Here is a 23,026-nt window from a genome sequence, read left to right on the forward strand (position 1 = left end):
TTGATAAACGAAATACTTTATGTAGATTACTGTTCTGAAAGTTCCAGCTCAGCAATAACCGGCAGGTGATCGCTCGCCGTAGACCACGTAAAATCGGGTGAATTATGTGGAATTTCCAGGTTTTTGACGTTCCACTTCTGACCTTTAAACGTGAAAATATGGTCTATATCGATCGCAGGGTTAACGGCTGGCCAACTGCGCGTATCAATGCCTTCTTTCGTCACTTCATTGAAAAAGTAACGTATTTCTTTAAGTGGCTGCTCATCCCGGGTCGAATTGAAGTCCCCTGCAAGGATCTTAATAGAGGATGCGATATCCTGGAAATCCGAAGTCGCGTCGCCAATGCTGATATCTAACAGATAGCGGGCTTGTTCAGTACGCATGGTGGGATCTTTTTGCCAGTCGAGATGAGTCACCATGATGATGGGAGCAGAATCAAACCCAGGAACATCAACCTGCGCCAGCAACGCCACGCGTTGCTCAGCATTACCCGACGGTAATTTTACCACCTGCGTATGCAATATTTTATATTTGGAAAGCAGTCCTAACCCGTACTCACCGCCATCAAAATCGAGTGCTTTACCGAAGGCGTAATACAGTTTATTGGCATCAGCGATTTTTTTGAGTTGATCAATCTTTTGACTGCGCCCTGTTTTATTATCAACTTCTGGTACGGCAATAATATCTGCATCTATTCTTTTAATGGCCGAATTAAGTGCCGTAAAATCAGCCACATCAGCAGATGCTTCATTTTTACCAATGTTATAGGTGGCAATCTTTAAATGCGGTTTATTCTGCGTGTAAATTTTGTCAGGAACGCCACCTTTTTGTACTTTAAGTATCTCATTACCCGCGAGTTTTTCACTTGCTTGTGCATTTGCAAATAAACATCCCAGCGCAATCATCGTCAATGTCATTGTTTTTTTCATGTCATCTATTCTCCAAATAATAAAATAGTGAGAGACAGGATACCGAAGAACGTCGATCGTTATTGTGATCATCAACCCAAGCTTTCGACGCGAAGAAAATTAACTTTTGCCTGGTTTATTTGTCTTGTGATCTGTCGGACGTTCAAAGCTTGCACTACTGCATATGTTGCGATTACACTTTCATCACCGATTAACATTCTGAAAAACAAAAGGAGGATACTTATGCTGTACTGTGAACGTTTTATCGTTTCACATGCTTTTGGCGATCGCCAGTGCTCAAGCGTTATCGGTATCGTGCTGCGATAACTTCTGCTTGAGCGAAGCTAACTTCTCAATCCCCTTCTCTCGGGCTTACCGGGTTATCGTCAGCGATGTTTGACGAGGCGTTTTTACGCCTGTAACTCTTGAGTAAGCAACAATGAGCACATTACTAACCGCACAATCCTTACACGTTGATACGGCATTTGGCACGCTATTCGACGATCTTTCCTTCACCCTGAAAAAAGGCGACCGCATCGGGCTTATCGGTTACAACGGCTGCGGCAAAAGTACGCTGTTAAAACTGCTCGACGGCACGATTTCACCCACCAGCGGGGCTATCGCGCAGGCGAATCACTGTCATCTTGCGCGTGTGGAGCAACATTTACCTGACGATATACTACCGCTGACGTTGCAAGAGGCGGTTCTTGCCCAACTTCCCGAGCATGAACGCGCGAGCCAGCAATGGCGAGTTGAAGCGTTGCTGGCCGAAATGGGTTTCACGCCGGAGAATTTATCTCTGACAGCACAAACGCTGAGCGGCGGACAACACACGCGTCTGTTATTAGCGCGGGCGCTGATGCGAAATCCTGATTTACTGCTGTTGGATGAGCCTGGTAACCACCTGGATTTGCCCACATTACTGTGGCTGGAACAGTTCTTACAGAACTGGTCTGGTAGTTTTGTGGTGGTTTCCCACGATCCGCAACTGCTGGACGCGGTGACTCACGGAACCTGGATCCTGCGCGATCGCACCCTGCATGCCTTCGATCTACCCTGTAGCGCGGCGCGTCAGGCCCTGATAGACAGAGACGCCAGCGATGCCTTGCGCCATAAGGCTGAACAAAAGGAGATCGACCGCGTCACCGCCAGCGCCAAACGTCTGGCGACCTGGGGGCGAGTCTACGACAACGAAGACCTTTCCCGTAAAGCCAAGCAGATGGAAAAACAGGTGCAGCGCCTGAAAGAGGTACAGACCGAAGTAACCTCTGGAAGTCAGTGGACACTAACATTGCAGGGGGATGCCCTGCGTGCGGATCGTTTGCTGGAGATGACTCATCTGTCTGTGGCCCCTGCTCCTGGCGCCGATACGCTGTTTTCGATTGCCGGCATCCGCGTAAAAAGCGGCGATCGCGTGGCGATTGTCGGGCGCAACGGTTGCGGGAAATCATCGCTGTTAAGGCTTATCTGGCAACAGTTTCAGTCACAGCTGGCATCGCCTTCATTGGTGTTACACCCGCGCGTTACGCTGGGGTATTACGATCAGACGCTGCACCAGCTCGCTGATGACGATTCGCTGTTTGACGCGCTGGAAGCGTTTGCTCCTCAGCCGGACATCCGCAAAATGGCGCTGATTAGCGCGGGCTTTCCGTGGGTTCGTCACGCGCAGCGGGTCAGTACATTAAGCGGTGGTGAGCGCTCCCGGTTATTGTTTGTTGGACTTACGCTGGCGCGTTATAGCCTGCTGATGCTCGATGAACCGACCAACCATCTGGATATGGAAGGCAAAGAGGCGCTGGCAGAAACGCTGCAAAGCTATCACGGTGGCGTGCTGCTGGTCAGTCACGATCGCCAGCTTATCAGCAAAAGCTGTAACCGGTTCTGGTTTATTGATAACGGCGAGCTCAGCGAATGGCACGATCTGGACGCGATCAATGCGCGGATTCGAGAAACATCTGCTGAGATACCTGTCTTGAAAACGGTGGTCGAAGCGAGAGAGGAAATAAGCTGCGACAGTGATGCGTTACTGGAACAACTTCTCGAACTGGAGCAGCGACTCGCCGACGATCTTGCTCGTAAGCCGAAACATCAAAAACCGCTGTTACAGGCGCAATGGCGTAAGGAGATTGCGCGTCTGAACGCACAACTGGAGTAACCTTTATTGCCGGATGGCGCAAGCATATCCGGCCTACATCAGCAAAATGCGCGTGTAGGCCCACCATCCGGCAATTCTTGCGTGACGCTTTCCAGATATTCCCCTGCTCTCTTTTCCTTTTTGCACATTCGCCGCAAAATTTAAAATATCGCAATCCTGGTGTTGCGTTTAAAGGAACATTAATGGTACTGTTCCTCTTGAGGGAACAAGGAAGGTATGGATGATCATGAACTTCAGACACAAAGGATTGCGCGACTTGTTTCTTCATGGACGTACATCAGGCGTTATGGCGAAGCATGTCCGACGATTACGACACAGGCTTGCTGTTATTGATGCGGCAAGTAAGGTTACAGATATCAATATGCCCGGTTATAAGCTTCATTCTCTTATAGGCGAGCGTGATGGAGTTTGGGCAATTTCTGTTTCAGGTAACTGGCGTATTACGTTTGAATTCGTCAATGGCGACGCGTATATACTGGACTACGAGGATTATCATTGATGAAAATGGCAAATCATCCCCGCCCTGGGGATATCATTCAGGAAGCGCTGGACGAACTCAATGTTAGTCTGCGTGAGTTTGCCAGGGCGATGGAAATTGCGCCTTCGACGGCAAGCCGACTATTAACCGGGAAAGCAGCCCTAACGCCTGAGATGGCGATCAAACTCTCCGTGGTGATTGGCAGTTCACCTGAAATGTGGTTAAACCTGCAAAATGCCTGGAGCCTGGCAGAGGCTCAAAAAAACGTGGATACTTCACGCCTGCGTAAGCTGGCAGTGCAGTGATAAAAGTTGAATGCCGGATAAACTTTTGCCATCCGGCATGTCATTCATTACTGCGGTTTTTTCTCTTTCCAGGCATCCCAGGCCTGTTTAATCTCTTGCTTTGCCGTGGCGGCGTCGTTGAAACCGTTTAATTCTACCTTTTTGCGCCCTTCCGGCAGCTCTTTGTACACACGGAAGAAAGATTCCAGACGTTGCACTTCAATCTTTGGCAGATCGCTCAACTCTTTGATGTCATCATAAGTCGGGTCAATTTTACTGGCCGGAACGGCGACAATTTTGTCGTCCTTTTCTCCACCGTCGATCATCTTCAGCACGCCAATGGCGCGCAGCTTAATCAATGTTCCTGGGGCCAGCGGCGCACGGGTATAAAAAATGACGTCCAGTGGGTCGCCGTCACCGGCCAGAGACTGGGTCAATGAGCCGTAGTTGGCGGGATAAGCAACCGGCATAGACTGGAAACGGTCGGCAACGATAAACCCCGTTTTGGCGTCGGTTTCATATTTAATCATTCCACCTGCCGGAATTTCAGTTACCGCATAAAACTCTTCCGGGTTATTCTCCGGCTGAGGAAATTCGAGGATATTCTGTGCCTGAGCGGACGCACAAAGAAACACGCTGACTGCGAGTAATTTTTTCACCAGATGCATTGTCTTTAACTCTTCTATTATTGAAAAGACAACACCTTACGTTGAGCAGATGACAGTAACATGACGTTTTTTTGGCAAAAAAATGGCGCTACGAATGTAGCGCCATTGCGGTCTGGGAAGGCCAGGGATTAATTAACCCCTTCCTCGCTCTCTTTTTTCGCTTCTTGTCTTTCAACTTCGCGATACCAGCGCGGGTGATGTTTCTTCGCCCAGCGACGGCTTACTTTCCCTTCGACCATGCCTTTAATCGAACCTTTCACCCAGAATGCCATATACATATGGATGAGGATAGCGTGCATCAGGATAATGCCCGCCGCCGCATGGATAAGCAGGCTGTAACGCACGACCTGCATTGGGAAGAACTGCGCAAAGTACGGACGCCAGATAATAATGCCGGTAATCAGCAGCACGAAAATCATGCTCATGATCGACCAGAACATCATTTTCTGTCCGGCGTTGTACTTGCCCACATCCGCCACTTTATGTTCATTGCCTTTCAGCACTTCCACAATATTTTTCAGCCACGGGATATCTTTTTTATCCGGGATGTTGTGGTGAACAAAGCGTACAAACATGAACATTAACGCCACGAAGATCAGCAGTCCGAAGAACGGGTGCAAAATACGCCCCATCTGCGGTGTACCGAAAGTCTGCGTTAGCCATTGCAGGGTCGGGAAGAAAAATGAAATCCCCGACAGCGCCACCAGGAAGAAGCAGATCACCACCGTCCAGTGACAGGCGCGGTCGATAAACTTCGTGCGCACAATCATTTTCGACTTACTCATGATGATCCTCCTCGTCGTCGTCCACTTCCTTATTCGGACCAATACCAATGTAGTGGTAAATAAGTCCGGCGAAGGTGGCGATAAATCCGGCAGCAGCCAGCGGTTTCAGCGCCCCTTTCCACAGATTGATAGAGGTATCGATCTGCGGATCTTTCGGCAGGCCGTGGTACAGCTCCGGCTGGTTGGCATGATGCAGAACGTACATCACATGCGTGCCCCCGACACCTTCCGGGTTGTAGAGACCGGCGTGTTCGAAACCGCGCGCTTTCAGTTTTGCCACCCGCTGCTCTCCCATTTCCAGCATTTCCTGCTTGGTGCCGAAATGTATCGCCCCGGTCGGACAGGTCTTGACGCAGGCAGGCTCCTGCCCAACGCTGACACGGTCCACACACAGCGTACATTTATACACGCGGTTATCCTCTTTATTGAGGCGCGGAATATTAAATGGACACCCGGCAATACAGTAGCCGCAGCCAATGCAGTGCTCTGACTGGAAATCGACGATTCCGTTGGCGTACTGAATAATCGCCCCGGCAGACGGGCACGCCTTCAGGCAACCCGGATCTTCACAGTGCATACAGCCGTCTTTACGAATGAGCCACTCCAGCTTGCCGTTCTGTTCGGTTTCGCTAAATCGCATCACCGTCCAGGATTTGGCGCTGAGATCGGCGGGGTTGTCATACACCCCGACGCAATGACCGACTTCATCGCGGATATCGTTCCACTCTGAACATGCTACCTGGCAGGCCTTACAGCCTATACAGGTGGACACATCGATCAGTTTCGCGACCTCTGCTTTGTAATCACGGGCCTGAGGCGGCGGCGTGATGGAGTTTGTTGCGGACCGTTTGATGATGTCCTGCGTTTCCATAGACATATATTCGCCCCCTTACGCCTTCTCGATGTTAACTAAAAACGCTTTGTATTCCGGCGTTTGCGAGTTTGCATCACCGACATTCGGCGTCAGGGTGTTGGCGATATAGCCTTTACGCGCGACTCCTTCAAAGCCCCAGTGGATCGGGATCCCAACCGTTTCGACCTGCTGACCGTTGACGTTCAGGGTACGCAGACGACGCGTCACCACCGCAACTGCGCGGATAAAGCCACGCTTGCTGCTGACTTTCACGTGATCGCCGTTATTGATACCTTTCGCCGCTGCCAGCGTTTCGCTGATTTCCACAAACTGTTCTGGTTGGGCAATCGCATTCAGCAATGCGTGCTTGGTCCAGGTATGGAAATGTTCGGTCAGACGATAAGTCGTCCCAACGTACGGGAAGTCCTGTTTGGTGCCCATGCGTAGCTTATCCGCCTCGTACAGACGGGCTGCCGGGTTGGAGATTACGTTCGGGTGCAGCGGGTTTGTGCCCAGCGGCGTTTCCATCGGCTCGTAGTGTTCCGGGAACGGCCCTTCTGCCATCTTGTCGATAGCGAACAGACGACCCAGACCTTCCGGTTGCATGATAAACGGATTGGTGCCACTGCCCGGTGCCGCGGTGTTGAAGTCCGGGATGTCGTTCCCCGTCCATTTCGTACCGTTCCACTGGATCAGCATGCGTTTTGGATCCCACGGTTTACCCTGCGGATCCGCCGAAGCGCGGTTATACAGAACGCGACGGTTCAGTGGCCATGCCCATGCCCAACCCAACGTATTACCCAGCCCTGACGGGTCCGAGTTATCGCGGTTGGCCATCTGGTTGCCCTGTTCGGTCCAGCTACCGGTATAAATCCAGCAGGAAGATGACGTACTACCATCATCACGCAGCAGCGCAAAGCTATTGAGCAACTGGCCTTTCTTCGCAACCAGTACGCCGTTGGCATCATAGAGATCTTCCAGCGCGTAGCCGTTGTTCTCTTTCGCCACTTCCTCAGAATGCGGTTCGTCCGGCTGCTTATAGTTCCAGCTCATTTTCAGCACAGGTTCTACGGCTTTACCGCCTTCAGTGCGATACATATCGCGCAGACGATGGTAAATACCGGCCAGAATTTCGCCATCATTTCGGGCTTCGCCCGGCGCGTCCTGACCTTTCCAGTGCCACTGCAACCAACGACCTGAGTTGGCAATTGAGCCATCCTCTTCCGCAAAGCAGGTTGACGGCAAACGGAAGACTTCGGTCTGGATAGATGCCGGATCAACGTCGTTTGATTCGCCGTGGTTTTGCCAGAACGTTGAGGTTTCTGTCACCAGCGGATCGATAACAACCAGATACTTCAATTTGCTCAGGGACTGCACCACTTTGTTTTTGTCCGGGAAGGACGCAACCGGGTTAAAGCCCTGACAGATGTAGCCGGTAACTTTCCCGCTGTCCATCATGTTGAAGTATTTGATCACGTCGTAGGACTGATCCCACTTCGGCAGCCACTCAAAGCCCCAGTCGTTCTCTTTCTGCGCCGCATTGCCGTAGAAGGATTTCATCAGGCTAACGAAAAACTTCGGATAGTTGCCCCAGTAGTTAACCTGATCGGCCAGGGTCGCTTTTGGCGTGTTAGCAGCCAGATAGGTTTGCAAATCTGTCTGTTTTTCTGACGGTAACGTCAGGTAGCCAGGCAGACTGGTAGAGAGCAGTCCTAAGTCGGTTAATCCCTGAATGTTGGAGTGACCGCGCAAGGCGTTGACGCCGCCGCCGGCCATCCCCATATTGCCGAGCAGCAGCTGGATCATCGCCATGGTGCGGATGTTCTGCGCCCCGACGGTGTGCTGCGTCCAGCCCAGCGCATACAGGAAGGTGGTGGTACGATCGGCTGCGCTGGTGGAAGCCAGCACTTCGCAGACTTTCAGGAAGTCTTCTTTTGGCGTACCGCATATATTTTCCACCACATCTGGCGTGTAGCGGGATACGTGCTGTTTCAGCAGGTGCCACACGCAGCGCGGATGGCTTAATGTCTCATCGCGTTTGGCGTAGCCGTTTTCATCGAACTGATAATTCCAGGACGATTTATCGTACTGACGCTTTTCCGCATCGTAGCCGCTGAACAGGCCATCTTCGAACGTAAAGTCTTCCCGCACCAGCAGGCTGGCGTTGGTGTAATGCTTAACGTATTCAGCGTTGATTTTGTTGTTTTCAATCAGGTACAGCAAGACGCCGGACAGGAACGTAATGTCCGTGCCGGAACGGATCGGTGCGTAAATATCCGCCACCGAGGCTGTACGCGTAAAACGCGGGTCAACAACAATCAGCGTGGCGTCATTGTTGTTTTTAGCTTCCATCGCCCAGCGGAATCCCACCGGATGTGCTTCAGCGGCGTTGCCGCCCATCACCATCACGACGTTAGCATTTTTGATATCAACCCAGTGGTTGGTCATCGCACCGCGACCAAATGTTGGAGCAAGACTTGCTACCGTTGGTCCGTGTCAGACGCGCGCCTGGTTGTCTACTGCCAGCATGCCGAGTGAGCGCACAAATTTTTGCGTCAGCATGCCGGTTTCATTACTGGCTGCAGATGCGCACAGCATCCCGGTGGAAAGCCAGCGGTTAACCGTTACGCCCTGCTCATTTTTCTCAATAAAGTTGGCGTCACGGTCAGTTTTCATCAGCTTCGCGATGCGGGAGAAAGCTTCATCCCAGCTGATACGCTGCCATTTGTCGGAACCTGGAGCACGATATTCCGGGTAACGCAGACGGTTTTCACTGTGTACGTAATCCAGCAATCCTGCGCCCTTAGGACATAATGCCCCACGGCTCACCGGATGATCCGGATCCCCTTCAATATGGTAAATCGACTCTTTGGCGTTTTTTGCTCCATCACCCAGGCTATACATTAATAGCCCGCAACCTACGGAACAGTATGTGCAGGTGTTTCGGATCTCTTTGGCGCGTAATAACTTATAGTTTCGCGCCTGAGCCAGTGCCATTTTGGGTGCAAAACCCAGAGCGGCTACTGTTGTTCCCGCCATACCGCCCGCGCAGATTTTAAAAAATTGTCTGCGGCTGACGTCCATTGCTTTCCTCTTTTTTGCAGGGATTCGTACAAGAAATCTCTCAAAGTGCGTAATCGAGGCAGCCTGAAAGATGACATGTACAACTTCGCGACGAAACTATCAGCTATATCCATATTTTTTTTGCGTCAAATCAAAAACGAAACGGTTCCGCTACTAAATAGTGCACTTTGTTTAACCCTTGTACCCATAAGGGGGTATGCAGAAGGTAATTAATTAGCGCGCTACGATGTAAAAGTGCTATAAATTTCAGCTTATTTTTTGCCAGTGGCATGGACAGAGAAACAGAATGACAAAACAAAAAGCAACGTTAATTGGTCTCATAGCCATCGTACTCTGGAGCACGATGGTTGGACTTATTCGTGGAGTAAGTGAGGGACTGGGACCTGCTGGCGGCGCAGCGATGATTTTTTCATTAAGCGGCCTGTTGCTCATATTTACCGTCGGATTTCCAAATATCAGGAAAATTCCTGTTCGTTATTTAATCGCCGGTAGCGTGCTTTTTGTGAGTTATGAAATTTGTTTAGCACTGGCTCTGGGTTATGCCGCTACCCGTCATCAGGCTATTGAAGTCGGGATGGTAAATTATCTTTGGCCAAGTCTGACGATATTGTTCGCCATATTATTTAATGGTCAAAAAACAACCTGGCTGGTCATTCCTGGATTAATTATCGCATTGACCGGTGTCTGTTGGGTATTAGGCGGTGAAAATGGCCTCAATCCAGGCGAAATTATCAGCAATGTTGCCAGTAGTCCGCTCAGCTATTTTCTCGCCTTTCTCGGGGCTTTTATCTGGGCCACATATTGCACAGTGACCAATAAATATGCAAAAGGCTTTAACGGCATCACGGTGTTCGTCTTACTGACCGCCGCAAGTCTGTGGGTTTACTATTTTGTCACCCCTCAACCGGAGATGGTTTTCAGCACTCCGGTGACGATTAAAATGTTCACAGCCGCATTAACGTTAGGATTTGCCTATGCTGCGTGGAATATTGGTATTTTGCACGGTAATGTCACCATTATGGCAGTGGGTTCTTATTTTACTCCCGTGCTGTCCTCCGCGCTTGCCGCCGTGCTACTCAGCGCCCCGCTCTCACTTTCTTTCTGGCAAGGCGCGCTGATGGTCTGCGCTGGCTCACTGCTCTGCTGGTTGGCAACTCGCCGTGTCTGAAAAAAAACCGGGTTTTATCACATGCAAATAAAATCCGGCTATACTTTAGCCAGACTGAAGGATAATTATTGTTCATTGCTCTTGTGTTTTATGTTTATATTTGTTTAATTAAATGTTAAATATGTGATTATTAATTAACGCACGAAAGTATTTCACATTTATCTATAACCCTCCGTATGTATATATTATACATGCGAAACTAACGCCTTTTAAACCATAGTCGCCATAATAGTCCCCTGCGTAAATATATCTAACCATATCTGTCACATATTAAGATTAATATAATCAGCTGTATTATGTAGATCTGGATCACACAACTTCAAATATTTCGCAATATTATGAAACTTATTATTGAACTTATACCACTGCGTCATTTAAAAATGGTTTGCCATTGATGAACCCCTTCGTTTAGCAATGGTTTAGGAAACACACCAAGAAAAAATTATAAGGATTATTTAGAATGAAACTTAAATTAGTTGCAGTGGCAGTGACTAGCCTGTTGGCGGCAGGTGCAGTAAACGCAGCAGAGGTATATAACAAAGACTCCAACAAACTGGATCTGTACGGTAAAGTTCACGCTCAGCATTACTTCTCTGACGACAACGGCAACGATGGCGACAAAACCTATGCGCGTCTGGGCTTCAAAGGCGAAACTCAGATCAACGACCAGCTGGTTGGTTTTGGTCAGTGGGAATATGAATTCAAAGGCAACCGTTCTGAAGATCAGGGTTCCGAAGCAGACAAAACTCGTCTGGCATTCGCTGGTCTGAAATTCGCTGAATACGGTTCTTTCGACTACGGTCGTAACTACGGCGTAGCATACGACATCGGCGCATGGACCGACGTTCTGCCAGAGTTCGGTGGCGATACCTGGACCCAGACTGACGTATTCATGACTGGCCGTACTACTGGCGTTGCAACCTACCGTAACACCGATTTCTTCGGTCTGGTTGAAGGTCTGAACTTTGCCGCTCAGTATCAGGGCAAAAATGACCGTACCGACGTGAAAGAAGCTAACGGCGACGGCTTCGGTCTGTCTACCACTTATGAGTACGAAGGCTTCGGCGTAGGTGCTACCTATGCGAAATCTGACCGTACTGACCGCCAGGCTGTGGGTGACTCCAGTTTCATGGCTTCCGGTAAGAACGCTGAAGTATGGGCTGCTGGTCTGAAATATGATGCGAACAACATCTACCTGGCGACCACCTACTCTGAAACTCGTAACATGACCACCTATGGCGGTTCTGGTATTACAGGTATTGCAGATAAAGCACAGAACTTTGAAGCTGTTGCTCAGTACCAGTTCGACTTCGGTCTGCGTCCGTCCATTGCTTACCTGAAATCCAAAGGTAAAGACATCAATGGTTACGGCGACCAGGATCTGGTTGAATACGTAGACTTGGGTGCTACTTACTACTTCAACAAAAACATGTCTACCTTCGTTGATTACAAAATCAACCTGCTGGATGACAATAACTTCACCAATGCAGCAAAAGTTTCCACTGACAACATCGTTGCTGTTGGTCTGAACTATCAGTTCTAATTTTGTTGTAGTCTGAATATAAAGCCAGTCCTTTCAGGGCTGGCTTTTTCTCTTGATGTAGACTCGGTCATAAGGAGTATGCCGTGCAGACGTTCACTGGTCGTTGTCTTTGCGGACAGAGCCATTTTACCGTTGACGTCGAAATGCTGGATGTCTATGCCTGCCACTGTACGTTGTGTCAGAAATGGTCGGGTGGCATCGCTATGTATCTGGAAGCCAGCGCTCATCCGCTGATGTCACCAGATTCAGCCCAACCCTCGCACTTTCCTTCTTCAAATCGTGGTGAACGTTTCTTCTGTTCCGGTTGTGGGTGCCCACTGTGGTTTACCCTGACTGGGAGCGATCGCTATTTTGTGCCGTGGACGCTACTGGAACTAAACGAGGTAGATCGCCGCCGCCTGGTATTAGCGGCAGAGATCTATACGGAAACTCAGCCTGCATTCTGGAGACTGACGGGGCAATACGCTCGCTTGAGTGGAAAAGAAGTCGAAGAGTTGGATTACCCCTGTCATTTAGCCCACTAGTTATTGACGTTTTACCTTTGCCAGACTGAACCACATCCCTACTGCTAATACGATAAGCATACTGCCAGCGCTGCTTAAGGCCACGCTATGTGACCAGGTAAAGGCTTCTCTGGCAGCCGCCAGCAATGCCTCACTCAGCGACGACGGGAGCGAATGCGCCAGTTGCACCGCTTCGCCCATTGATGATGTGGCGCGCTCTATCTCCTGCGAATTAAGTCCAGCTGGCGGCAGAATCGTGGCAGAAAAGCTACGGCTCAACAGTAAGCCAAAGATAGCGATGCCAAGCCCGGCGCCAAGTTCATAAGCCATCGTCTCAATGGCGCCAGCCGCTGCCGCTTTTTCTGCCGGGGCTGCTGCCATGATCGCCGCAGTTGAGGCCAAAAGCGCACTTGCCGCACTGAATCCGAGCAAGGCCATCAATATCCACGCTTGTATCTGTTGCGTACTGAAATCCGTCATCGCCAGACCGTAAAAACTGACGGCGCTGAGCGCCATGCCCGCCGTTGCCACACAGCGTAATCCCAGACGTGACACCAGCATGCCGGCAATGGGTCCGCTGAATCCACTTGCCAGCATTACCGGCAGCATAAACAGACCGGCCTGATACGGCGTTAAACCGTGCACAAACTGGAGCTCCTGAGCCATCAGCAGCTCAAAACCAACCAGCGTAATCATCGCGGTCATCGCCATCACTACGCCGCTTAAGATAATGCGATGCGTAAACAGCCGCATATCAATCATTGGCCGGGAAGCCGCAAGCTGGATACGGACAAACTGCCCCAACAGCAATGCTCCGACTAACAATGTCAGCACGATGGCAGTGGTCGCCATATGACCCTTCAGTGCGGTTTTAGCGCTATAGACCAGCAGCAGGATAGCGACAATCAGCATGATCGCATGACCGAAATTTAACGATTGATCGCGACGTCCAGCCTGGCGCGGTACGAAACGAGCCGTCAAGGCCATTACCACCACGACAATGGGCACATTGATTAAGAACACGGATCCCCAATAGAAGTGCTCCAGCAGTATGCCGCCCACTAATGGCCCAAACGCCGCGCCGCCGGAACCGACGGCAGCCCAGACGCCAAGCGCCATATTGCGATGACGTTGTTCGGCAAAGGTGGCGCGAATACCCACCAGCGTAGCCGGAACAATCATCGCCGCCCCGATCGCTAATACCGCCCGCGTGGCTATCAGCCAACTGGCGCTGTGGGCAAAAGCGGCGGCCAGCGATGCCAGACCAAATAAGCCCCCGCCCAACAACAGCAGGCGTTTAAAACCGATGCGATCGCCCAATGCCCCCATTGGCAACACCATGCCGGCCATTACCAGGGAATAAATATCAATAATCCACAGCAGCTCGTTACCACTGGCACCCAGCGTCATACTCAGCGTGGGCGCGGCAACGTGCAGCACCGTTGCATCAATCGCAACAGGGATGTAGACCAGTACAATAATGACTAACGTTAACCACTGACGAAACATAAAACTCCCTAACGAAACCGAAACTGGACACACGTCCAGCTTTAGCGATCCTACGGAAAATTGAACATATGTCCAACTTTTTGTTAGACTGCGTGCTATTGAGATACAGGAGGAATGATGAGCTATCTGAACCGGGATGAACGTCGGGAAGTGATTCTGCAAGCGGCAATGCGCGTTGCGCTGGAAGAAGGGTTTACTGCCATGACCGTACGACGTATAGCGGCGGAAGCCCACGTGGCGACGGGCCAGGTGCATCATCACTTTACCTCTGCCGGTGAACTCAAGTCTCAGGCTTTTATTCGCCTGATCCGTACCCTGCTTGATGCGGAACTGGTCAGTGAGGACGCCAGCTTCCGTGAGCGACTGCATGCCATGCTGGGCAGTGAAGATGGCGGCTTCGAACCCTATATTAAGCTGTGGCGTGAAGCGCAGGTTGTAGCCGGTAAAGATCCGGAAATCAAAAGCGCCTATCTGCTGACCATGCGGATGTGGCATGAGGAAACGGCCAATATCATCATTCAGGGACAGAAAGCCGGTGAGTTTTCATCCTCCCCAGATGCCGCCGACGTCGCATGGCGTTTAATCGCACTGGTGTGCGGCCTGGATGGTATGTATATGTTGGGCATCGAGGAAATGGCCGATCCTGCATTCGATCGCCACCTGGATCGTATGATTACGCTGGAGTTATTTAGTTGATGTTATAGATGAATAAATAATACCTCTTTTAAGTTTACAATTAGTAACACTTAAGCAACATGTAATTCTCCCCTCATCCCGCGTTATTGTGCTTTTTTATCTATTCTTTCAGTCAATATTCCCAAAAACTTTCAATAGTTTCTAAAAAGAAGCCGCGCGGCCTGTATGCGTTTATTTCTTTTTCATGAACGGCATGTGCATGGAGAATAATATGTCACCATCAAATGAGAAAAATAATCGTTATCTTTTGACTGACTGGAAACCAGAAAACCCCGCCTTTTGGGAAAACAAAGGCAAGCACATTGCCCGTAGAAATCTTTGGATATCAGTAAGTTGTCTTTTGCTTGCCTTCTGTGTCTGGATGCTGTTCAGCGCCGTGGCCGTCAATCTGAATAAAATTGGTTTTAATTTCACCACCGACCAACTGTTTTTATTAACGGCATTACCTTCCCTTTCTGGTGCAATATTGCGCGTTCCCTACTCCTTTATGGTACCTATATTTGGCGGTCGTCGTTGGACCATTTTTAGCACGATTATTCTGGTTATTCCCTGCCTCTGGCTGGGATTTGCCGTGCAAAATACCGCTACTCCGTTTGGTGTATTTATTATCATTGCGCTGATGTGCGGTTTTGCTGGCGCTAACTTTGCCTCCAGCATGGGCAATATCAGCTTTTTCTTCCCCAAAGCAAAGCAAGGCAGCGCGTTGGGCGTTAACGGCGGTCTTGGCAACCTCGGCGTCAGTGTGATGCAGTTGATCGCCCCGCTGGTGATTTTTCTGCCCATATTTACCTTTTTGGGCGTTCAGGGCATACCGCAAGCTGACGGCTCGTTGTTATCGCTGGCCAATGCCGCATGGATTTGGGTTCCGCTTCTGCTGATAGCCACCCTGGCGGCAGGCATGGGAATGAATGATATTGCCAGTTCGAAGGCCTCAATTGCTTCCCAGTTACCGGTCCTAAAGCGTTTTCACCTGTGGCTATTAAGTCTGCTGTATCTCGCTACCTTCGGGTCATTTATCGGCTTTTCGGCTGGTTTTGCCATGCTGGCGAAAACGCAATTTCCTGACGTGAATATTCTGCAACTGGCGTTCTTCGGCCCTTTCATCGGCGCGCTGGCGCGATCGGCGGGCGGCGTTATCTCTGACAAGTTCGGCGGTGTACGCGTCACGTTAATTAACTTCATCTTTATGGCACTGTTCAGCGCCCTGCTATTTCTTACTCTGCCGGGATCAGGTCAAGGAAACTTTGTCGCGTTCTACCTGGTGTTTATGGGGCTGTTCCTGACCGCGGGTCTGGGAAGCGGATCGACCTTCCAGATGATTGCGGTGATCTTTCGCAAGATCACGATTTACCGGGTGAAACTGCGCGGTGGTACAGAGGAACAGGCCCAGCGTGAAGCGGTAACCGATACCGCCGCCGCGCTTGGATTCATCTCTGCCATTGGCGCTGTGGGGGGCTTCTTCATCCCCAAAGCGTTTGGCTCATCCCTGGCGCTAACCGGCTCTCCGGTGGGGGCTATGAAAATATTTCTGGTGTTTTACATCGTCTGCGTGCTGGTGACCTGGCTGGTCTATGGTCGCCGTAAGCCTAAACAAAAATAACAACAAGTTTATCGCAGGATCGGACGTAGGCCTGATAAGCGCAGCGCCATCAGGCAATAACAGCGCCGGATGGCAGCTTACGCCTTATCCAGCCTACAAGACCGCCTGGCACATTATGAAGCAGGAGTTATGTCATGAGTAAACTGTTAGATCGCTTTCGCTACTTTAAACAAAAGGGCGATACGTTTGCCGAGGGGCATGGGCAAGTGATGCACACCAACCGGGACTGGGAAGACAGTTATCGTCAGCGCTGGCAGTTCGACAAAATTGTGCGTTCTACCCACGGCGTGAATTGTACTGGCTCATGTAGCTGGAAAATCTACGTCAAAAATGGCCTGGTAACCTGGGAAACGCAGCAAACTGACTACCAGCGTACTCGCCCTGACCTGCCAAACCATGAACCCCGCGGCTGTCCACGCGGCGCCAGCTACTCCTGGTATCTTTACAGCGCCAACCGTCTGAAATATCCGTTAGTGCGTAAACGTTTGATCGAACTGTGGCGTGACGCCCTGACCCGCCAGTCCGACCCGGTGCTGGCCTGGGAATCGATTATGAACGACCCGCAAAAATGCCAGAGCTACAAGCAGGTACGCGGTCGCGGTGGTTTTATCCGTTCCAACTGGAAAGAACTTAACCAGTTGATTGCCGCCGCCAACGTCTGGACGGTGAAAACCTATGGCCCGGATCGCGTGGCCGGTTTTTCACCTATTCCGGCAATGTCGATGGTCTCTTATGCTGCAGGCACGCGTTATCTTTCACTTCTTGGCGGCACCTGTCTGAGCTTTTATGACTGGTATTGCGACTTACCGCCTGCGTCACCAATGACCTGGGGCGAGCAGACCGACGTTCCTGAATCCGCCGACTGGTATAACTCCAGTTATATTATTGCCTGGGGTTCTAACGTTCCACAGACCCGCACGCCTGACGCGCACTTTTTCACCGAAGTGCGCTACAAAGGCACCAAAACCATTGCCATAACGCCCGACTACTCGGAAGTCGCCAAACTGTGCGACCAATGGCTTGCACCAAAACAAGGCACCGACAGCGCGCTGGCGATGGCAATGGGGCATGTGATTTTAAAAGAGTTCCACCTCGACAAGCCCAGCGACTACTTCCTCAATTACTGCCGCCGCTATACCGATATGCCGATGCTGGTCCTGCTGGATGCGCGTGAAGACGGCAGCTACGTCCCTGGCAGGATGATGCGCGCCTCAGATCTTGTTGACGGTCTGGGCGAAAGCAATAATCCGGAGTGGAAAACCGTGGCCTTTAACAGCGCTGGTGAGCTGGTCGTACCCAACGGCTCCATCGGCTTTCGTTGGGGTGAAACAGGCAAATGGAACCTCGAGTCGCTGGCCGCAGGGGCAGAAACAGAGTTATCCCTCTCCTTACTCGGTCAGCATGATGAAGTGGCGGGGGTAGCATTCCCCTATTTTGGCGGCAACGAAAACCCCCATTTTCGCAGCGTAAAACAACAGCCGGTGCTGGTGCGTCAACTTCCGGTAAAACGCCTCACCCTCGCCGATGGCAGCAGTTGCCCAGTAGTGAGCGTCTATGATCTGGTGCTGGCAAATTACGGCCTCGACCGTGGTCTGGATGACGTTCATAGCGCGCAAGATTACAGCGAAGTGAAAGCCTACACCCCGGCCTGGGGAGAACAAATCACCGGTGTGCCACGCCGTCATATCGAACAAATCGCCAGAGAGTTTGCCGATACGGCACACAAAACTCACGGTCGGTCGATGATCATCCTCGGGGCTGGCGTTAACCACTGGTATCACATGGATATGAACTACCGTGGCATGATTAACATGCTGGTGTTCTGTGGTTGCGTGGGGCAAAGCGGCGGTGGCTGGGCGCACTATGTGGGCCAGGAGAAATTGCGCCCGCAAACCGGTTGGTTGCCGCTGGCGTTTGCGCTGGACTGGAACCGCCCGCCGCGGCAGATGAACAGCACTTCGTTTTTCTACAACCACTCCAGCCAGTGGCGTTATGAAAAACTCACCGCGCAGGAACTCCTCTCTCCGCTCGCCGACGCGTCGAAATTTAGCGGGCATTTAATCGACTTTAACGTACGCGCCGAAAGAATGGGCTGGCTACCGTCCGCCCCGCAACTTAACCTCAACCCACTGAGCGTGAAAGCGAAGGCTGCGCTGGCTGGGGTATCTCCTGCCGAATACACCGCGCAGGCGTTGAAATCGGGAGATATCCGTTTTGCCTGCGAGCAGCCTGATAACGGCAACAACCATCCACGCAACCTTTTTGTCTGGCGCTCTAACCTGCTCGGCTCCTCCGGTAAAGGGCATGAATACATGCTCAAGTATTTACTGGGTACCGAAAGCGGGATCCAGGGAGAAGCGCTCGGTTCCAGCGATGGCATTAAACCTGAAGAGGTGGAATGGCAATCCGCGGCGATTGAAGGCAAGCTTGATCTGCTGGTCACGCTCGATTTCCGTATGTCCAGTACCTGTCTGTTCTCCGATATCGTTTTGCCGACCGCCACCTGGTATGAAAAAGACGATATGAACACCTCGGATATGCATCCGTTTATTCATCCGCTGTCGGCGGCGGTCGATCCTGCGTGGGAATCGAAGAGCGACTGGGAAATCTATAAAGGCATCGCCAAAGTGTTCTCGGAGGTATGTGTCGGGCACCTTGGGCAAGAAACGGATATCGTCCTGCAACCGCTGCAACACGACTCACCAGCAGAACTGGCGCAGCCGTTTGATATCCTGGACTGGCGCAAAGGCGAATGCGATCTGGTTCCAGGAAAAACCGCGCCCAATATCGCCGTCGTGGAGCGTGACTACCCTGCCACCTACGAACGTTTTACCTCGCTCGGCCCGCTAATGGACAAACTTGGAAACGGTGGCAAAGGTATCTCCTGGAATACCCAGGCCGAGGTCGATTTCCTCGGCAAGCTGAACTACACCAAACGCGAAGGTCCGGCGAAAGGACGACCGCTGATCGACACCGCACTGGATGCGTCGGAGGTGATCCTCGCGCTGGCACCGGAAACTAACGGTCAGGTGGCGGTCAAAGCCTGGGAAGCGTTGGGGGCCATGACCGGACGCGACCATACGCATCTGGCATTAAACAAAGAAGACGAGAAGATCCGTTTTCGCGATATTCAGGCGCAGCCGCGCAAAATTATTTCCAGCCCTACCTGGTCCGGTCTTGAAAGCGAACATGTCTCCTATAACGCAGGCTATACCAACGTCCACGAGCTGATCCCATGGCGCACCCTGTCCGGTCGCCAGCAGTTGTATCAGGATCACGCGTGGATGCGTGCATTTGGTGAAAGCCTGGTAGCCTACCGCCCGCCTATCGATACCCGCAGCGTTAGCGAAATGCGCGACGTTCCGCCTAACGGTTTCCCGGAAAAAGCGCTGAACTTCCTGACGCCGCATCAGAAATGGGGGATCCACTCCACCTACAGCGAAAACCTGCTGATGCTGACGCTGTCGCGCGGCGGCCCCATCGTCTGGATCAGCGAGACCGATGCCAAAGAACTGGGTATTGAAGATAACGACTGGATCGAAGCCTTTAACGCCAATGGCGCGCTTACCGCCCGTGCGGTAGTGAGTCAGCGCGTACCACCGGGAATGACCATGATGTATCACGCTCAGGAGCGAATCATGAACATTCCCGGCTCAGAAGTCACCGGGATGCGTGGCGGGATCCACAACTCGGTCACCCGCGTCTGCCCGAAACCGACACATATGATCGGCGGCTATGCGCAGTTAGCGTACAGCTTCAACTATTACGGTACGGTCGGTTCTAACCGCGATGAGTTCATCATGATTAGAAAAATGAAAAATATTAACTGGCTGGATGATGAAGGTCGCGATCAGGTACAGGAGGCGAAAAAATGAAAATACGCTCACAGGTAGGCATGGTTCTTAATCTGGACAAGTGTATCGGCTGCCACACCTGCTCCGTCACCTGTAAAAACGTCTGGACCGGGCGCGAAGGGATGGAATATGCATGGTTTAACAACGTAGAGACCAAACCAGGCATTGGTTATCCGAAAAACTGGGAAGATCAGGAAGAGTGGCAAGGCGGCTGGGTTCGCGATGTTAACGGCAAGATAAGACCGCGTCTGGGCGGCAAGATGGGGGTGATTAGCAAAATTTTCGCCAACCCGGTGATCCCGCAAATCGATGATTACTACGAACCGTTCACCTACGATTATCAGCATCTGCATAGCGCACCGGAAAGCAAAAACCAGCCCACCGCGCGTCCACGTTCGTTGATCGACGGAAAACGGATGGACAAGATTATCTGGGGCCCTAACTGGGAAGAACTGCTTGGCGGCGAGTTCTCAAAACGCGCCCGTGACCGTAACTTCGAGAAAATGCAGAAGGAGATGTACGGTCAATTCGAAAACACCTTCATGATGTATTTACCGCGACTCTGTGAACACTGCCTGAACCCAAGCTGTGTCGCCACCTGCCCGAGCGGTGCCATCTATAAGCGCGAGGAAGACGGCATTGTGCTGATCGACCAGGACAAATGCCGCGGCTGGCGCTTGTGCATCAGCGGTTGTCCATACAAGAAAATCTATTTTAACTGGAAGAGCGGTAAGTCAGAGAAGTGCATTTTCTGTTACCCGCGAATTGAATCCGGCCAGCCGACGGTATGTTCGGAAACCTGCGTCGGGCGCATCCGCTATCTTGGTGTATTGCTGTACGACGCCGACCGCATCGAGGAAGCGGCCAGTACCGAGCATGAGACCGATCTGTATGAGCGTCAGTGCGATGTGTTCCTTAATCCGCACGATCCGGCGGTCATCGAAGAAGCGTTAAAACAAGGCATTCCGCAGAATGTTATCGACGCCGCCCAACGTTCGCCGGTCTACAAAATGGCGATGGACTGGAAGCTGGCGCTGCCGTTACACCCTGAGTACCGCACCCTGCCGATGGTCTGGTATGTGCCGCCGTTGTCACCGATTCAGTCGGTCGCTGATGCCGGTGGCCTGCCGCACAATGGCAATATTTTGCCAGCGGTGGAATCACTGCGTATCCCGGTACAGTATCTCGCCAATATGCTCAGTGCTGGTGATACCGGTCCGGTATTGCGCGCGCTCAAACGTATGATGGCGATGCGCCACTATATGCGCTCACAAACCGTCGAAGGCGTGACGGATACCCGCGCCATTGAGGAAGTCGGCCTGACTGTTGAACAAGTCGAGGAGATGTATCGCTATCTGGCTATCGCCAACTATGAAGACCGCTTCGTGATCCCAACCAGCCACCGTGAAATGGCGCGCGACGCTTTCCCGGAGAAGAACGGGTGTGGTTTCACCTTTGGCGACGGCTGTCACGGTTCGGATACCAAGTTCAACCTGTTTAACAGCAGCCGGATTGATGCCATCGACATCACCGAAGTGCGCGATAAAGCGGAGGGTGAATAATGCAAATCCTCAAGGTTATCGGCCTACTGATGGAATATCCGGACGAACTGCTGTGGGAATGTAAAGACGACGCGCTGGCGCTGGTGTCCAGCGATGCCCCAATGCTTACCGAATTTAGCCAGGGGCTGCTCAATGCGCCATTATTGGACAAGCAAGCCGAATGGTGCGAGGTGTTTGATCGGGGTCGCGCCACCTCTCTGCTGTTGTTCGAACATGTCCATGCCGAGTCGCGTGACCGCGGCCAGGCGATGGTTGATCTGCTGGCACAGTACGAAAAGGTCGGGCTCCAGCTCAACTGCCGCGAACTGCCGGATCATCTACCGCTGTATCTGGAATATTTAAGCGTACTGCCGGAGGCCCAGGCCAAAGAAGGATTACAGAATGTCGCCCCCATTCTGGCGCTGCTTGGCGGACGCTTAAAACAGCGCGATACGCCGTGGTATCAGTTGTTTGATGCCCTGCTGTTGCTGGCCGGAAGCCCCCTTTCAAGTGACAGTGTCACAAAACAGGTTGGCGCGGAAACACGCGACGATACCCGTCAGGCCCTGGATGCGATCTGGGAAGAGGAACAGGTGAAGTTTATCGAGGATAACGCCACCGCTTGTGACAGTTCACCGTTACAAAACTATCAACGACGCTTTAGCCAGGACGTGGCGCCGCAGTACGTCGACGTCAGCGCGGGAGGTCCGAAATGATACAGTATCTGAACGTCTTCTTTTACGATATCTACCCGTATCTGTGCGGCACGGTGTTTATTCTCGGCAGTTGGTTGCGTTACGACTACGGGCAATACACCTGGCGCGCCTCTTCCAGTCAAATGCTGGACAAACGCGGCATGGTGTTATGGTCAAACTTGTTCCATATCGGCATTCTGGGGATTTTTTTCGGTCACCTGTTTGGCATGCTGACCCCGCACTGGATGTACGCCTGGTTCCTGCCGATTGCGGTGAAGCAGCAAATGGCAATGATTCTCGGCGGTGTCTGCGGCGTGTTAACGCTGGTTGGGGGCGCGGGGTTGTTGGTGCGCCGCCTGACTAATCCACGTATACGCGCAACATCATCCACCGCCGATATTCTGATCCTGTGCATTCTGCTGGTTCAATGCATTCTCGGCTTAACCACTATTCCGTTCTCCGCACAACATCCTGACGGCAGTGAAATGCTGAAACTGGTAGGTTGGGCACAGTCGGTGGTGACTTTCCAGGGCGGCGCATCTGCGCATCTGGATGGCGTGGCGCCGATTTTCCGTGCCCACCTGGTGTTAGGCATGACGATATTTCTACTGTTCCCTTTCACACGTCTGGTCCACGTGTGGAGCGCGCCGTTCGAGTACTTCACCCGCCGCTATCAAATCGTGCGCTCGCGCCGCTAATTGT

The 23,026-nt window shown here is 51.7% G+C and carries 18 protein-coding genes; 12 read left to right on the forward strand and 6 right to left on the reverse strand.

The genetic code is table 11. The features are described 5' to 3' along the window. Positions 1-26: 26 nt before the first annotated feature. A complete protein-coding gene (locus tag ACVXHP_RS04555) occupies positions 27-929 on the reverse strand; it encodes an endonuclease/exonuclease/phosphatase family protein (RefSeq protein ID WP_447570943.1) in 903 nt (300 codons plus the stop codon). Between the two features lie 418 nt (positions 930-1,347). Between ACVXHP_RS04555 and ACVXHP_RS04560 the strand changes: the two genes are divergently transcribed. The 3 genes from ACVXHP_RS04560 (at position 1,348) to ACVXHP_RS04570 (ending at position 3,846) form a co-directional block, all read left to right on the forward strand. After that, complete coding sequence (locus ACVXHP_RS04560; RefSeq protein ID WP_447570944.1) at positions 1,348-3,063, forward strand: ABC-F family ATP-binding cassette domain-containing protein; 1,716 nt, start codon at positions 1,348-1,350, stop codon at positions 3,061-3,063. A gap of 220 nt (positions 3,064-3,283) precedes the next feature. Continuing rightward, entirely contained in the window at positions 3,284-3,562 is a 279-nt protein-coding gene (locus ACVXHP_RS04565) for a type II toxin-antitoxin system RelE/ParE family toxin (RefSeq protein ID WP_061381325.1), read from the forward strand. Continuing rightward, positions 3,562-3,846: a HigA family addiction module antitoxin gene (locus ACVXHP_RS04570; RefSeq protein WP_200006426.1), complete on the forward strand. Its 285-nt coding sequence runs from the start codon at positions 3,562-3,564 to the stop codon at positions 3,844-3,846. The genes ACVXHP_RS04565 and ACVXHP_RS04570 overlap by 1 nt, the downstream gene beginning before the upstream one ends. Before the next feature lie 47 nt (positions 3,847-3,893). Here the strand turns inward: ACVXHP_RS04570 and ACVXHP_RS04575 are convergent, their stop codons facing one another. From ACVXHP_RS04575 to fdnG, 4 genes are all read right to left on the reverse strand, one after another. After that, entirely contained in the window at positions 3,894-4,493 is a 600-nt protein-coding gene (locus ACVXHP_RS04575; protein WP_316128572.1) for an inorganic diphosphatase, read from the reverse strand. Between the two features lie 128 nt (positions 4,494-4,621). After that, positions 4,622-5,278: a formate dehydrogenase-N subunit gamma gene (gene fdnI / locus ACVXHP_RS04580; RefSeq protein ID WP_016153106.1), complete on the reverse strand. Its 657-nt coding sequence runs from the start codon at positions 5,276-5,278 to the stop codon at positions 4,622-4,624. Next, a complete protein-coding gene (gene fdnH / locus ACVXHP_RS04585) occupies positions 5,271-6,155 on the reverse strand; it encodes a formate dehydrogenase N subunit beta (protein WP_316128570.1) in 885 nt (294 codons plus the stop codon). The genes fdnI and fdnH overlap by 8 nt, the downstream gene beginning before the upstream one ends. Before the next feature lie 12 nt (positions 6,156-6,167). Beyond that, the gene (fdnG, locus tag ACVXHP_RS04590; RefSeq protein ID WP_447570945.1) at positions 6,168-9,215 is read right to left on the reverse strand and encodes a formate dehydrogenase-N subunit alpha; all 3,048 of its coding nucleotides are present in this window, start codon (positions 9,213-9,215) and stop codon (positions 6,168-6,170) included. A gap of 286 nt (positions 9,216-9,501) precedes the next feature. Between fdnG and yddG the strand changes: the two genes are divergently transcribed. The 3 genes from yddG to ACVXHP_RS04605 all read left to right on the forward strand — a co-directional run bounded on the left by yddG (position 9,502) and on the right by ACVXHP_RS04605 (position 12,450). After that, positions 9,502-10,383 carry an aromatic amino acid efflux DMT transporter YddG gene (gene yddG / locus ACVXHP_RS04595; RefSeq protein ID WP_447570946.1) on the forward strand — a complete coding sequence of 294 codons (882 nt, stop codon included), beginning with the start codon at positions 9,502-9,504 and terminating at the stop codon, positions 10,381-10,383. Between the two features lie 460 nt (positions 10,384-10,843). Then, positions 10,844-11,926, forward strand: coding sequence for a porin OmpD (gene ompD / locus ACVXHP_RS04600; protein WP_447570947.1), 1,083 nt, complete (start codon positions 10,844-10,846; stop codon positions 11,924-11,926). Between the two features lie 83 nt (positions 11,927-12,009). Further along, positions 12,010-12,450: a GFA family protein gene (locus ACVXHP_RS04605; protein WP_447570948.1), complete on the forward strand. Its 441-nt coding sequence runs from the start codon at positions 12,010-12,012 to the stop codon at positions 12,448-12,450. On the opposite strand, the gene ACVXHP_RS04610 is transcribed toward ACVXHP_RS04605, so the two are convergent. After that, complete coding sequence (locus ACVXHP_RS04610; protein ID WP_447570949.1) at positions 12,451-13,938, reverse strand: SmvA family efflux MFS transporter; 1,488 nt, start codon at positions 13,936-13,938, stop codon at positions 12,451-12,453. It abuts the gene before it with no gap. 117 nt (positions 13,939-14,055) lie between these two features. Between ACVXHP_RS04610 and ACVXHP_RS04615 the strand changes: the two genes are divergently transcribed. From ACVXHP_RS04615 to narI, 6 genes are all read left to right on the forward strand, one after another. Next, the gene (locus ACVXHP_RS04615) at positions 14,056-14,634 is read left to right on the forward strand and encodes a TetR family transcriptional regulator (protein WP_200006419.1); all 579 of its coding nucleotides are present in this window, start codon (positions 14,056-14,058) and stop codon (positions 14,632-14,634) included. A gap of 211 nt (positions 14,635-14,845) precedes the next feature. Continuing rightward, entirely contained in the window at positions 14,846-16,234 is a 1,389-nt protein-coding gene (locus tag ACVXHP_RS04620; protein WP_447570950.1) for a NarK family nitrate/nitrite MFS transporter, read from the forward strand. A 134-nt stretch (positions 16,235-16,368) separates the two neighbouring features. Then, the gene (locus tag ACVXHP_RS04625; RefSeq protein WP_447570951.1) at positions 16,369-20,109 is read left to right on the forward strand and encodes a nitrate reductase subunit alpha; all 3,741 of its coding nucleotides are present in this window, start codon (positions 16,369-16,371) and stop codon (positions 20,107-20,109) included. Next, positions 20,106-21,650 carry a nitrate reductase subunit beta gene (gene narH / locus ACVXHP_RS04630; protein WP_200006416.1) on the forward strand — a complete coding sequence of 515 codons (1,545 nt, stop codon included), beginning with the start codon at positions 20,106-20,108 and terminating at the stop codon, positions 21,648-21,650. Before ACVXHP_RS04625 ends, narH begins: the two co-directional genes overlap by 4 nt. Next, positions 21,650-22,345, forward strand: coding sequence for a nitrate reductase molybdenum cofactor assembly chaperone (narW, locus tag ACVXHP_RS04635; RefSeq protein ID WP_447570952.1), 696 nt, complete (start codon positions 21,650-21,652; stop codon positions 22,343-22,345). The genes narH and narW overlap by 1 nt, the downstream gene beginning before the upstream one ends. Beyond that, entirely contained in the window at positions 22,342-23,022 is a 681-nt protein-coding gene (gene narI / locus ACVXHP_RS04640) for a respiratory nitrate reductase subunit gamma (RefSeq protein WP_038640663.1), read from the forward strand. Before narW ends, narI begins: the two co-directional genes overlap by 4 nt. The last annotated feature ends 4 nt before the right edge of the window (positions 23,023-23,026 follow it).

The sequence above is a fragment of the Citrobacter freundii complex sp. 2025EL-00176 genome (assembly GCF_053309355.1).